A 13,554-nucleotide genomic window follows, 5' to 3' on the forward strand; every position below is an offset into this window, starting at 1 on the left:
TACCATATGGGGGGCAGGGTGAAGGTAGCGCTGTTGCAACTGAACTACATCGTCGGCGATCTAAGCGGAAATGCCGAGCGCATCCGTTCAGCGGTTGAGGCAGTGGCGGCGGCGGGAGCAGAGTTGGCCATCACCTCCGAGCTGGCGTTGCTGGGATATCCACCCCGCGATTTGTTGCTCTATCCGGCCCTGGTCGAGAGGGCAAGCCAGGTTTTGCAGCACTTGGCCAGCCGGTTACAGGCCAGCATTCCGGTAGTCGTGGGATCCGTGCAGCCCAATCCTCTGCCTGAGGGTCGGCCCCTTTACAATGCTGCTGCCTGGCTGGAGGGGGGCCAGATCCGCCATTGGTTCCAGAAGTCGCTCTTGCCCACCTACGATGTCTTCGACGAAGATCGCTATTTTGAGCCGGGATCCCAGCCCCAACCCATCGAGTACCGTGGCCGCCGCCTGGGCTTTACCATTTGTGAAGACATTTGGAACGACCGCGATTTTTGGCAGCACCGCCGCTACCACTGGGATCCGGTGGAAGAGATGGCCCGCTGCGGTGCCGACCTGCTGATTAACCTCTCGGCTTCCCCCTTCAGCCTGGGCAAACAGAAGTTGCGGGTGGAGATGCTGGGATCCCTGGCCCGCAAGCACGCCCTGCCCATTCTCTACGTCAATCAGGTGGGGGGCAATGATGATTTGATCTTCGATGGGGCCAGTTGCGCCCTAGATCGCTGGGGTCGGGTTGTGGCCCAAGCGGCTGCCTTTCAGCCGGATCAGCTCATCCTGGATGTGGACGAGTTGACCCAGTCTCCCAACCCAGACCAGAATCCACCGACTACGGGATCCCGCTGGCCGACCGAGCCGGAAGCTGAGCTGTACGAGGCGTTGGTTTTGGGCACCCGCGATTACGTCAGCAAATGTGGCTTTCGCGAGGTGGTATTGGGCCTGTCGGGGGGGATCGACTCTGCCGTAACTGCTGTGATCGCCGCCGATGCTTTGGGGCCGGAGCGGGTGCTGGGGGTGCTCATGCCCTCTCCCTATTCCAGCGCCGGTAGCTTGGCCGATGCCTACCAACTGGCGCAAAACCTGGGGATCCCGACCCTGAAGCTGCCGATTCAGTCCATCATGGAGAGCTACCACCAGCTTTTGGCAGAGCCCTTTGCCGGCCTCCCCCCAGACATCACGGAAGAAAACCTGCAATCTCGCATTCGCGGCACCCTCCTCATGGCCCTTTCCAACAAGTTCGGGCGGCTGCTGCTGACCACAGGCAACAAATCAGAGCTAGCAGTGGGCTACTGCACCATTTACGGGGATATGTCCGGCGGCCTGGCGGTGATTTCCGATGTGCCCAAGACCTGGGTGTACCGCTTGGCTCGCTGGATCAACCGACAGCAGGAGCGGATCCCGCTTGCTACTCTGACCAAGCCCCCCTCGGCAGAATTGCGACCCGGCCAACAAGATAGCGACAGCCTGCCCCCCTACGACCTGCTGGACAAGATCCTGCAGCGGCACATCGAGCAGCATCAATCCGGCCCCGAGTTGGTGGCTCAAGGGTTCGATCCCGACATCGTGCAGCAGGTGCTGCGGCTGGTTCAGAATGCCGAGTTCAAGCGACACCAAGCTCCCCCTGGGCTACGCATTACCGATCGCGCCTTCGGCACCGGCTGGCGGATGCCAATCGCCAAGCGGCAGGAAGGGATCATCTAATGGAACTAGTGGGATACCCTCACACCAGCTCCTCCGTCAGAGGGAGAAAGGGAAAGATTCGGCGCTGTCGGAATTGCTTGGAGTAGTTGGTGCCCGCTCAAGCTTTGTTGCCATTCAGAACGGCTACAACTGGTGCAGTCACGCTTCCTGCTCAATACCCTGCTCAATACAATAAAGGGCCTGCAAGCCAGCAGACCCAAGGAAAAGCCAAAAGGCGGTAAGTTGAGGTCTCTTAGATCAGGCCCAGCCAGGAAGCAACGCCTTGGCCCGTCACCGCTTCGATGACAATGGCCAACACAAAGCCAATCATGGCAGCCCGACCGTTGAGGCGCTCGGCATACTCGTTAAAGCCAAACTTGGGCTCAGACAAATTGGGATTAGACATGAGAACCTCCAGGGTAAATGGGAACGACAGGGAGTGGGATCCGTAAAGAACGAAAACGAGAACGGCACTTGACCTTCAGTATAGTTTGCATTTCTTCATGATCGCAAGCAAGGTGGTCACCCGCTGCCGATGGCGGCGATGATCTGCCGCGCCAGGGGAATGGCCGCCTCATAGGCTTTGCCCTGATGCAGGTGCAGCACCAGCGTCCAGTTGGGATCCGGCAGGGGCCAAAAGGCCAGCAACCAGGCTTGAAAATCTTCTGCCCAGAGAATTGGTCGTCCTCGTCGTTGAGGATTGAGGATGGTGCCAGACTTGGCTGCCACCGGGATCCCTTCTGGGGCAATGCCGCGACAGGTGCCCGCTGTTGCCGCCAGGCTCATGCCGGCATGGAGAGCCTCCCAAATCCAAGCCGGTAAAGAGAAAGCGGGCAGAGAGACCTCGCCAGAAAGGGGTACACCTCGGCGGGCAATCACGCCCCCATAAACCAACAGCTCCCAGGGATCTACCGGCCCAGCCAGACCGGTCGCCAAGAGCGGAGCCGGAGTTGTATTCTGCACACTCCCTAGGCCGAAGCGCCGCAGCCACTCCACCAGGGTATCGGCCCCCAGCTCCCAGCCCAACTGGTAAAAATGCACGTTGCAAGAGTGGGCCAGGGCCTGGCGCAAGTTCAAGGTTCCATGTCCGCGGGGATCCCAGCAGGGTAGGCGGCCCAACCCCAGTTGCGGCGGCGGATCCCACCAACCCGGACAGTGGATCAAGCGCTCCCCAGAGCTGATCCCGGTCTGCAGAGCAGCGGCGGCAACGGCGCATTTGACGGTTGAGCCAGGGCTGGCCCTGATTCTGGAAGCCTGCTCCGGCTGCCAAACCCTTGTTAAACGACCGGTGTTTAGGTCGAGGACGGCGGCAAAATCGCGCGGATGGGGCAGCCCTGCAGATTTCCCCTGCAAGCCCCAGGTCAAAGCAGAACCCAACAGCCAGGCTCCACAGGTGCGACGGTTCATCTGCTGTTGGCCCCGAAAACCCAGCCAGACAAAAGCGGATCCCTGTTACAAAAATTCGGAAATCGCAGCCTTCTCACGGACTAGGGTAATCTGAGTTCAGGTCAATGGAGATAACCCTCATGGCAATTCAGCGTGGTGCCAAAGTCCGTGTGCTGCGGAAAGAATCCTACTGGTATCGGGATGTGGGAACGGTTGCGGCGGTGGATACCAGCGGCATTCTCTATCCGGTGATCGTTCGCTTCGACAAAATCAACTACTACAACATCAACACCAACAACTTCCGCGAAGATGAGCTGGAGGTGTTGGAAGCTCCCAAGCCTAAGGCCAAAGCCGCTGCGGCCAGCTAAGCCCACAAGAGTTTGGATGCCGGGAGCTGGGTTGCTTGAGCAAGTCGTTCTGTGCCTGAACTGCCGGAAGTTGAAACAGTTCGGCAAGATTTGCAACGCCTCACCCTGGGGCCGCGGATACTTGCGGTGGAGGTGCTCCTGGCCCGCACCATTGCCTACCCTGCAGGGGAGATGTTTGGGCGGAGCCTGATTGGCACCCGTTTTACCCAGTGGCAGCGGCGAGGAAAGTATCTCCTGGGATCCCTGGATTCGAGAGCTGTTCTGGGCGTGCATCTGCGCATGACCGGGCAGTTGCTCTGGGTGCAGGGATCCACCCCTTTATCAGCTCACACTCGTGTTCGTTTGGCCTTCGAGGAAGGGTGGGACTTGCGCTTTGTGGATCAGCGCACCTTTGGCCAGATGTGGCTGGTGCCCGCCGGTGTTGAGCTGGAGGCGGTGATCCCCACCCTGCAGACTTTGGGGCCGGAGCCCTTTTCGCCAGCTTTTTCTGAGGCCTATTTCCAGGCTGCCCTGCAGAAGAGCCGCCGTCTTATTAAAACCGCGCTGCTGGATCAATCGCTGGTAGCCGGGGTGGGCAACATTTACGCCGACGAAGCCCTGTTTCTGAGCGGCATTCACCCTTTGACGCCAGCAGTTCAGCTTTCGGATGTGGCCAAGGCACGCCTGCGAGAAGCTTTGATCGAGGTGTTACGGGCCGGGCTGGAGCAGCGGGGCACCACCTTGCGGGATTACCGGGATCTGCGTGGGCTCAACGGCAACTATCAAGGGCAAGCGTGGGTGTACGGTCGGGAAGGGGATCCCTGTCGCCTCTGTGGCACCCCAATTCAGCGGATGAAGCTGGCAGGTCGGTCGGCTCACTTTTGCCCCCACTGCCAGCCACTCAAAACCCCCCTCTCCCTTGGGGAGAGGGGTTGGGGGTGAGGGGGAGCGCTTGGGCTCCGGAGCAGCTACCATCGCCAGTGCAGGGGATCCGGTGAAAAGAATGGCATGGCTCCGGTTCACAAAGCTCTGGGGTGGGGCGAGTTTGCTCGGCTGGGTGGTCTTCCCAGGGGCTTCGGCCTTTGCCCAACTGGAGTTGGATGCCCAACTGGGCCGCTCCCAAATTGTTTTTCCCAGCAAAGATTGCCCCGCCTGCAACCTAACGGGGGCAGAACTGCCGGGAGCTGACCTCAGTGGGGCCAACCTAAAAGAAGCGATCCTCAGACAGGCCAATCTCCAAGCTGCCGACCTCTCCCAAGCGATCCTCAACTTGGCCGATTTGAGAGGGGCCAATCTGAGTGGCTCAGCTCAGGCAGGGGCTTTCTTGTGGGAAGCCGATCTGGCGCAGGCCAACCTGCAGCAGACAGATCTGACGGGTGCCAATCTGCAGGTGGCCAACTTAAGCGGGGCCGACTTGCGTCGAGCCATCCTCACCGGCGCCGACCTCACAGGGGCCAAGTTACACAATGCCGATCTGCGGGGGGCCGACCTGCGAGGCGCTTTTCTGGAGGGGGCGGATCTGACCGGCGCCCTGTACAATGCCCAAACCCGGCTGGATCCCACCTTTGACCCCCAGGCCCGCGGCATGGTCTTGGTGAAGCCATAACCCCCCTCTCCCCAAGGGAGAGGGGCTGGGGGTGAGGGCGCTTTATTTGGGATCCCCCCTTGGGCAGATTAAAACCAGCACCCCCTCGGCTGGGATCCCCTGCCATGACTTCCCCTGTCCGCGTTCTCATTGCCGACGATCATCCCCTCTTCCGGCTGGGGCTGAAGTTTGCCCTGCAAGCCCAAGGATTTGAGGTGGTGGCCGAAGCCGAGACGGGATCCCAGGCCGTCCACCATTGTCGCAGTTGCCCCATCGACGTAGCCATTTTGGATGTGCGCATGCCGGATGGGGATGGGATCGCCGCCTGCCAGCAAATCACCGAGCTGGGCCTGCCGGTGGTGGTGGTGATGATGACCACCTTTCAGGAGCCGGGTCTGATTGAGACAGCCCGCCGCGCCGGGGCCAAAGGCTACCTTTCCAAAGAGACCGACCCGGCGGAATTGGCCCGCGTCATCCGTCAGATTTTGTCCAACCCCGAACGAGACTGGCTGCCTGCCCGACAGGAGCTGCCCAAGCTCACCCCCCGCGAGCTGTGTGTGCTGCAACTGATGAGCGAGGGCTTGGCCAACAAACAGATTGCCCGCCGTCTGGGCCTGAGCATCGAAACCGTCAAAGAATACGCCAGCGCCGCCTACCGCAAGCTGGATGCTAGCGACCGTGTCACCGCCCTGCTCAAAGCACAGCAACTGGGGATCTTGTGAATTGGAGAAAGGGCTTGGGGATTCCCCCCAGAGGTGGGGATTTGCAGTGGCCATGATCACCGCCATACTGTTGCTAGCTTGGCATCTTGACAGGGATCCCTGGGGTGCCGCCTTCCCCTTCCCATTGATTTCCCATTGATACGGTATGTCTGCTCCTTCCACGCTGCTGCTCAAGCTCACCCTGCGCTTGCTCGCCTCTTTGAAAGCACGGGTAGATCAGCGCAAGATTCGAGAGCGGGGCTTTGTCCTGCCGGTTGCCATTTTGATCGTGCTGGTCTTGAGCTTGGTGACGGTGGGGCTGCTGACCCGCTCCACTCAGCGCAGCATCCAAACCCAGGTGGAACGAGCGGGGCAAACCATTAGCCGACAACTGAATACGGCCATTGACCGGGCTAGAGCTAAGATCGAGTACCTAGTTCGGGATCCCCGCCTGCCCAACAGCGCCCCGACGGATGCGCAATTTGCCGCAGCCCTCATCAACGATGGGGCAGGGGGTCTGCTTCCTCGGGATCCCGATGAGCCCTACATCCTCCCCGACGAAACTCAGTTCGTGATCGCCACCAACATTCAGGTGGAGGATCCGCAAAATCCGGGACAAAACTTGAACGTCCGGGTTCAGGCGCCCGCTTGGTGGTTCTTGGCGGATACCGACAACAATGGCATCAATGACTCCGTAACGGTTTATACTATTCTGAACACCCGTCGGGCTGCCGGCAGCGACTTTGAGGCTAACCTGACGGATACCGAGCGGGCGCGGCGGCTGCTGATCCGCAGTGGGCCACTGCAGGGTTCGGCCTTGGCGGGGTGTACCGATTCTCCGGCTGAACAGACGGTCAACCCCAACGTGGGGGATTGGTTCCAGGTTGGCTCTGCGTTGTACAAGCCCTTTCAAGTCTATGCCGTCACCTTGCCTATTGCGGGTGCCGACTCCACCACCCGTGCCATTTCGGCTTTGCAATTTCAGCAGGATCGGCGGAGGGATCTGCTTAACAAATGGGGAGCCTTCAGCCGCGGCGACCTAGAGTATTTCTTCACTCCTGGCTACAACTGGAACGGTGCCATCTACGCGGGGGGCAGCCTCTTTTTCCGTTACGCCAGCAACAATTTGTTCCGAGCTTTCACCATCAGCTCCGAGCAGTCTTGCTTCTACATGCCTGTCGATAACTCTGAAATTACAGCCTTTGGCGAGCTGGTGGCAGGGGCTATCGGTTACCCCGGACAGGGCCAAAGTGACACGCTAATTTTCGATGCCCATCCTGGTGTGGCGAATGTACCGCCAAGTGTGCCGCTTCCCCGCCTGAATAACCTCAATTTCGATTCGGTTCAAAACAACGCAGATCCTGAGATGGTAGCTCTGGATCCGCTGGAGCTACAGCTTTTCGGTCGAATCCGTAACCGGGGAGACTATGGACAGGATCTGAGCGGATGGGCAACTTCTCCCATCAACGCGAAGAGGTCTCCTGCTTCCGGCCCGGCGGGACGAGTTAAGTCTGGCAGCTTTCAGCCGGGTGCTGATCAAGTTTGTCCTCCCTATGTGGACGATGTGTATCGGGCCGACAACCGCTTTGGCCCCAAGGCCAGCTACGATCGTCCACCGCTAACCCCTGATGCGACAAGGGGCTGCAACGTGGACACTTTCGCCGAAACGTTTGGTGCAAATGCTGGTGCTCCGATCCCTGGGGATGCTCAGAACAACCAGAGGGAATCTCTAACGCAAGACAACCCACCCCCAGGCGCCCTTTCCGAGGTGGGCTTGGATGGCTATTGGGAGCGGCGGGCCCGTGTGGAAGGTCTGCGGGTGATCGTGGGCCAGCGGCTGGAACTAACCCGCACCGATTCTTTGCCTTTGCCTTTGGTGCCCACCGGGGATCCCAACGATCCCACCAAGCTGCAGGCCATTTTCATCAGCAACGAGGCGCGGCAACGGCTGACCTTGAGAGATAACCCGGCGGCAGTGCAGGCCACGGCCGTCTACCACTACAGCCACCAAGACGGGCGCTTCCCGGTAGCTTGCTTGGCCACGGTGGCCCACCCCGGCACTCCTTGGAGCTTGCAGCGGGCTTCCACGTTCCCTGCCGGCGACCAAGCCAGCCAACTGGGCATCAACTTCTTCACCGGCGAGGGCACCAATGTCTGGGAATATGACCCTGCGCCCATGCGTGAGCGGCTGCGTCCTGGGACGCCCCTGTGGACAGCTTTGACGAACCTGGCCAATTTTGCCGGCGATCCCGATGGGGCCTATCCACCCAAGCAAGAAGCGGGCCGCATTCACCCGGATCCGTTTATCACTGCCTTTGGCAACTTCTCAGAGCTGCGGCGGGTGATCGATACCGTTAACCGAGGTACCCCCGTTAGCCAACTGAGCCTAGCCGACCAGACCACGCTGCAAACGGCAGGCTGCATGTTGGGCATGCTGGCCGACAACATTCTGCGCATCGAGGAGGCTGCCCGTCAGCAAGGTGGCGGCAGTAGCAGCATCGGGGGCGGTGGTTCTGGTGGCACCAGCTCTGGATCTGGGAGCTCGTCCCCAGTTCTCGGCAGCCTCTGGAACGACATTCAAGCCAGCCGAGCTGGGAACCGAGAGGCGGCCAATCGGTTTTATCTGCCGCTGCGCTACATCTTCCCGACCACCAGTTTCAACCAGACGGATACCCTGGAAACGGAGCGGCGCAGCGCTTACTCCTTCCTTCCGAGCACAGTCAGCTATCAGGCTGTAACCAACTTAAACGAGGTTGCTCTGGAGCCCCGTTCTGGAATTGGCAACTGGGCTTTGCCCCATGCCCCAGCCAATTGCACTGCTGCTGGCCCCAATAGCAACCAATTTGATCTCATTCGGATTGGCAACCAGTGTCATCGCGTGCCCTTCAAAGATTCCGTCTTCTACGATGGCCGCGAGGCGATGGCGGTGCGGGCCCTCAACATCGACCTGGCCCTGCTGACCAACAACGTCGCCAATCAGAACAGGGGGTTCATCAACGGGGATACTTGGCTGCCTGCCGGCATTGGCGAGGGCCGAGAAGGGGGCATTTTCTACGCCTTCCGGGAAGATGCCGTGCGGGAAGATGCCATTGCCCGCCCACCCTTGGGCACCTTTAGCACTTACCTGACCAACTGGCGCAACCGAAATGCCCGCGGTGACTTGGGCAGCGACGGTATTATGAACGCCGGTCAGCCGAATCGAGGCGCGGCCAATGGCCAAACGGTCTGGGATCCCCCTGTTTCCGAGCAAGGTCTCAGCCCCAAACCGGTGGACTACTATGCCGATCCGGATCGGCGGCCCTATGGCTTCCGGCTGCGCAATGGGGCAAGGCTGGCTCGCGGCGGGTTTAACCTCGATGAGGCTGTCTTTGGTCTCTCCTTTGTTTCTGATAACCCCGTCTACATCCAAGGAGACTTTAACCTGCACCAGACGAGGAACGGGCAGCGGCTGGAGGAGTTCACAACTCTCCTCAACTTCGGGGCGGATGGCCTCTACAGAAACTTCTACGGGCGGCTCCGGAAGGATGAAGACCGGCGCTTTGCCCGGGCAGCCCAGGATCTCTGGCGGCCGAGCGACGTGTTGGGCGACTCGGTGAACATCCTTTCTGCCGATTTCTGCGACGGCAGCATCGACGACGGCTTTGTCCAGGATGGCACCCTCAACGGCGGCGGCAGCAGCTACGTGCCCGGTCAAGACTACGCCGGTGGACGGGCCTCAGCCCCTCGCCGCAGCGACTACTACGGCTGCAGCGGGGATAACCTGGGATTCAACACCTCCTTCCTCAACCAGGCCCTGGTAATCCGCGGCAACAACTGGCCGGCTCCGGATCCGAATAGCGCTGGTGCTGGCGTTCTGCGCTTTGACAACACCAACGGGGCCCAGAACCTGGGTGACAATACCAACCAACCGGGTTGGCCGGATGTGTTTGCCCGCGACACCATCTTTGCCCGCCGCAACAGTACCGATGCCAGCTCCGGTCAAGCTGACCGAACCGCAGGGCTGGGCGTGCCCGAAGTGCGGCTCTTGCGGGCACCCGATACGGGCTATGCCAACTTTGGGGTGCGCATCTCGGCTTTGGGCAACCCGGTGCTGGATACCTCCCGCTGGCTGCTGGTGGCTCCACTTGGGCCTTGCCCCGAGCCTGAAGGAGGCGGTGGCCTATTGGCCGAGTACTACAACGGCTGGCTCAGCAGCCCGCAGAACCAGTACAACCGCAACACAGGGTTTGCCGACCCCAATAATCCTCTAGGTCCTGTAGGTCTGCTCCAAACTGCCCAAAACCGCAACCTGCCCTACCTGCGGGCGGTGCGCTGGCCGGATCCGATATTCCCCGTCGACTGGGAACCGATGCCGGACGCCATCGGCCAGTACAACAACGGCTACACCAGCAGTGCGCCCACGTGTAATCCAAATGGGAGCGGTGGGCAGCGCTGGGCCTGCGTGCGCGATGCTATCAGTAATGCGGATGGCACCGTCAATCCGAGCAGCTTTGCCCGCAGCGGCCCTGGTTTCCCCTGGTGGGGCGGCTTCCAGTACCGGTTCGGCGGGAGCAACGATCTGAATTCCAACTCTCCCTTTAAGCGGCGGCTGTATAATAGCACCCCTGCTTGCAACGCCACGCTGATTGATACTATTTTTCAGCCACCCCTCACCATCCTGCAGCCCCTTTGCCGCCTGTCGGTGCCGATTCTCTCGCCGCCGAATCTTTGGGAGCCTCGGCCACCTTTCAACCCGCCTGATCCCAGTCCTGATCGGCGGGATCGCGGCGACTGGTTCTGGATGCCCAGTTGCGGAGAGCCGGACGGCAACAACCGCCTGCCGAACGCGCCCATCGATGCGGATGATATCGGCTATTCCTATAAGCCTGTCGGCAACCCTCGCATTGGATACAGGCTCCTCCCCAACGGAGAAGGAACTAGCGAGCTCGTATTCAACAACCCCAACCAGTTCAACTTCCTGCGCTCCTGCTGGCGGCGCAGAAGCGGTGGATCCGGCAGCGGCAACAACAACGGCAACGACTTCTTCGTCGTTCGCTGGGTAGGGGAGATCTATCCGCGCTGGCCGGGCCTGCAGAGCTACCGCATCCTCGATGCCGATGATGGCGTGCGGTTGATCATCCGGCGCAACCCCGGCTACACCCCTCCCAACCCCGCGGAGCCAGCCACCTTCATCAACCGCGGAGTTTGGAACGGCACTCCCCTCAACCTAGGGCCGGACGCGGCAGGGGCCGAAGCCTGGCAGGATAGCGGCAGCAACATGGTCACCCTGCGCTTGGAGCTGGAGTGCGCGCCTGCAGAAGGGCCTTCTCCTTACCTCGTGGAGATCCAGACCTATGAAAATAGCGGCAACGCTCGCGTGCGCTTTGCCACCCGCGATGGCAGCGAGCTGGAAGACTACGACCTGCGCTACCTGAAGCCGCTGCCGGGGGTGAATAAACCTTGCGAGCCAGATCCGATCAAGGGTAGCCAGCTAGATCAAGATCAAAATCCTGTTCAGCGCTCCTGCGCGGTCAGCCTCAATTGTGATCCCAGGTGGACTGACTGGACGCCCGCTTGTAGAACCGATATTTGTCAACCCACCACCATCACCCAGACCAAAACAGCCACCTTGCCTGCCGGTTGCTCTGGCACTCCGCCAACACCGCAAACTCGGACGATCACCTGCTACCCTCAGTACAACTACGGGCCTTGGTCGGATTGGACGCCTCAGTGTACCCAGCAGCAGCAGTGCAGCCGGGCTACCATTACGCAGAGCCGCAGCCGCACGGTTACGCCGCTGTGTCCCAGCCAAAGCCCCTTTACTGAAACCCAAAACCAAACCATCACTTGCCAACCTCCGGGGGCTACCTGCACCTATACAGACTGGACTCCTGCGTGCACGGTGGCCAACGGCGGCCTGCAGATAACTCAGAGCCGCACTGAGACCTGCACCTCGATTTGCGGGACCACCACCCGGACGCAAACCCAAACGGTTACCTGCCCGAAGACTTGCAACTACAGCGAGTGGAGCCCCTGGTCACCCCCAGATTGCAGCCAGGTTCAGGTTGCCTGCGGCCAAACTAGAACGGTTACCCAAACTCGAACGCGCAACCTGATTGCCAGCACCAGCAGCCCCACCTGTCCAGCAACCGAGACGCAGACGCAAAATCTCACCTGCCAGGGGCCTCCCTGCGGGCCGAGCGTCTTTGCCCCAGAAACTCGTTCCAAGAGCCCCTTGGGCGAGTGGATGGCAGCCAAGCCCAACACGGTGGAGCTGCGCCCCATTCAGGCAGTCGAGGCCGATCCGGAGCCGGAGACCATCAGCGTGAATACGGTGGCTGCGGCTCCTGCCGAGGGCGTAACCATTGCTCTGCAGCCGGAGCTTTCCCCGGTGCTGGAAGTGAAAGCAGGGGTGCCCAAGCCGTCTAAGTGGCCTAACCCTGCTGAAGCTTTGCAGGCGGCCTTCAACTGGATGTTTGGCGAACCGGCCTATGCTGCCCGTGCCGGACTGAAGGGCAATTTGCTCTCCAGCCAGATAGCCAACCCCAGCAAAGAGCCGGGCATCCGCCCTGCTGAGAATATTGGAGCTAAGATTTCTGGAACTCCTGCTGTGGGTACCGATGACTGGGCCCGGCAACTGCGGCGGCAACTGCTCAACGGCAGTGGAGAAATTCGCTGTGGCGATGAACAGGTCACTCCCTCAGACGGTGGCTTCTGGGTGCCGGGGGTATTTCGCCCCAACTTCAACGACCGCTTCAAGTACACCGCCTACACGGGTGCCAGCCGACCCAGCACTCTGCGTACCTCTCCTAAAGGTGCCGATCCTACCTTCGAGGATCTCAACAAGAATGGCATTTGGGATCTGGAGGAGCCTTCAAATGTTTTGGAGCGGGATCCGCTGTTTGGGTTAGACTTGCCGGATCGGCCAGAGCTAGAGATCCAACCCCAGATGGCGCTCAACCCTTACGCCCGCGTCAACAAAAGCGCCGCGACCCAAGCCTACACTCCCGCGTCCAAGTATGCGGACGGATACTACATTAACCACAAGGGCAGTGAAGATATTCGCAATGGCCTCTGCTTCTACGTCAAGCCCAACGGCAACACCATCCAGGTTCAGATCGACCGTAACGGCGGCGATGGCGATGGCCTGGTCTGGGTGGATGTGGAGCCGTTCACCCTGGACCTGAACAAGACTCCCACTGGCTTTGCCGGCGAAAACCCGGTGCTGGGGGTAATCCTGGATGAGGTGACCCGTCGGCCCATTCCCATTCCCCGCTTCCAAGAGCTGGCTTCAACCGATGTGGACCAGCGCCGCCGCAACGACAACGGCACCCAAAACCGGCAGCTCCAGCCGGCCAGGGAAACGCGGGTAAATGCCATTGCCATCAGCGGTGTGATCCCGTCTCGGCTGAATCAGACGGGCGGGGGCATGCACAACTTCCTGCGCCTCAACGAGCTGTGGAGAGATGTCAACCTCTTTTTCAGCGGCTCGATGATCCAGCTCAACTACAGCACCTATGCTACCGGCCCCTTCCTGCAGCACAGCTTTGAGCCACCCGATCTGGTAGCCGATCCAACCTTTGTGCGGGGCTACGACTACTACTACCCACCCAACCGCCGCTTCGGCTACGACGTGGGTCTGCAAATTGCCCGTCGTCCCAGCGCGGTGTCGGCCCGCTTCCAATTCCCCTCCAATACCCGCACCGAGTTCTTGCGAGAGCTGGATCCTCAGGATCCGTATGTGCGGCGGCTGCGCTGTGCCTTGCAACAGCAGCCAGGTGTTCCTCTACAGGCTGCTGCTCAGATTGGAGGCTGCAACGAATTCAACTGATATTGACTTCCCAAGCTGGGGGTAAATTCAAAGTAGGGGCAGCAGGCAAAC

The 13,554-nt window shown here is 60.4% G+C and carries 8 protein-coding genes; 6 read left to right on the forward strand and 2 right to left on the reverse strand.

What is annotated here, in order from left to right:
• Positions 1 to 6: 6 nt before the first annotated feature.
• Entirely contained in the window at positions 7 to 1,695 is a 1,689-nt protein-coding gene (locus tag NW870_RS00290; protein ID WP_414373215.1) for an NAD+ synthase, read from the forward strand.
• Positions 1,696 to 1,927: 232 nt separating this feature from the next.
• On the opposite strand, the gene NW870_RS00295 is transcribed toward NW870_RS00290, so the two are convergent.
• A complete protein-coding gene (locus tag NW870_RS00295; protein ID WP_011429120.1) occupies positions 1,928 to 2,080 on the reverse strand; it encodes a chlorophyll a/b-binding protein in 153 nt (50 codons plus the stop codon).
• Between the two features lie 116 nt (positions 2,081 to 2,196).
• On the reverse strand, positions 2,197 to 3,081 hold the full coding sequence (locus NW870_RS00300; protein ID WP_414373217.1) for a penicillin-binding transpeptidase domain-containing protein: 885 nt from the start codon (positions 3,079 to 3,081) through the stop codon (positions 2,197 to 2,199).
• A gap of 119 nt (positions 3,082 to 3,200) precedes the next feature.
• Here NW870_RS00300 and NW870_RS00305 point away from each other — a divergent pair, with 119 nt between their 5' ends.
• From NW870_RS00305 to hpsA, 5 genes are all read left to right on the forward strand, one after another.
• Entirely contained in the window at positions 3,201 to 3,428 is a 228-nt protein-coding gene (locus NW870_RS00305; protein WP_414373220.1) for a photosystem I reaction center subunit IV, read from the forward strand.
• A 51-nt stretch (positions 3,429 to 3,479) separates the two neighbouring features.
• Positions 3,480 to 4,349, forward strand: a complete 870-nt coding sequence (locus NW870_RS00310; RefSeq protein WP_414342749.1) for a DNA-formamidopyrimidine glycosylase — start codon at positions 3,480 to 3,482, stop codon at positions 4,347 to 4,349.
• A 61-nt stretch (positions 4,350 to 4,410) separates the two neighbouring features.
• Positions 4,411 to 5,013, forward strand: a complete 603-nt coding sequence (locus tag NW870_RS00315) for a pentapeptide repeat-containing protein (RefSeq protein ID WP_414342750.1) — start codon at positions 4,411 to 4,413, stop codon at positions 5,011 to 5,013.
• A gap of 104 nt (positions 5,014 to 5,117) precedes the next feature.
• Complete coding sequence (locus tag NW870_RS00320; protein WP_414373222.1) at positions 5,118 to 5,714, forward strand: response regulator; 597 nt, start codon at positions 5,118 to 5,120, stop codon at positions 5,712 to 5,714.
• Between the two features lie 145 nt (positions 5,715 to 5,859).
• On the forward strand, positions 5,860 to 13,503 hold the full coding sequence (gene hpsA / locus NW870_RS00325; RefSeq protein ID WP_414373224.1) for a hormogonium polysaccharide biosynthesis protein HpsA: 7,644 nt from the start codon (positions 5,860 to 5,862) through the stop codon (positions 13,501 to 13,503).
• Positions 13,504 to 13,554 lie beyond the last annotated feature (51 nt).

The sequence above is a fragment of the Synechococcus sp. R50.1 genome, from assembly GCF_047462115.1.
Classification (GTDB): Bacteria; Cyanobacteriota; Cyanobacteriia; order Thermostichales; family Thermostichaceae; genus Thermostichus.

Coding starts and splice junctions, on each gene's coding strand:
- NW870_RS00290 (WP_414373215.1), top strand. CDS start 7: ATGGGGGGCAGGGTGAAGGTAGCGCTGTTGCAACTGAACTACATCGTC.
- NW870_RS00295 (WP_011429120.1), bottom strand. CDS start 2,080: ATGTCTAATCCCAATTTGTCTGAGCCCAAGTTTGGCTTTAACGAGTAT.
- NW870_RS00300 (WP_414373217.1), bottom strand. CDS start 3,081: ATGAACCGTCGCACCTGTGGAGCCTGGCTGTTGGGTTCTGCTTTGACC.
- NW870_RS00305 (WP_414373220.1), top strand. CDS start 3,201: ATGGCAATTCAGCGTGGTGCCAAAGTCCGTGTGCTGCGGAAAGAATCC.
- NW870_RS00315 (WP_414342750.1), top strand. CDS start 4,411: ATGGCATGGCTCCGGTTCACAAAGCTCTGGGGTGGGGCGAGTTTGCTC.
- NW870_RS00320 (WP_414373222.1), top strand. CDS start 5,118: ATGACTTCCCCTGTCCGCGTTCTCATTGCCGACGATCATCCCCTCTTC.
- hpsA (WP_414373224.1), top strand. CDS start 5,860: ATGTCTGCTCCTTCCACGCTGCTGCTCAAGCTCACCCTGCGCTTGCTC.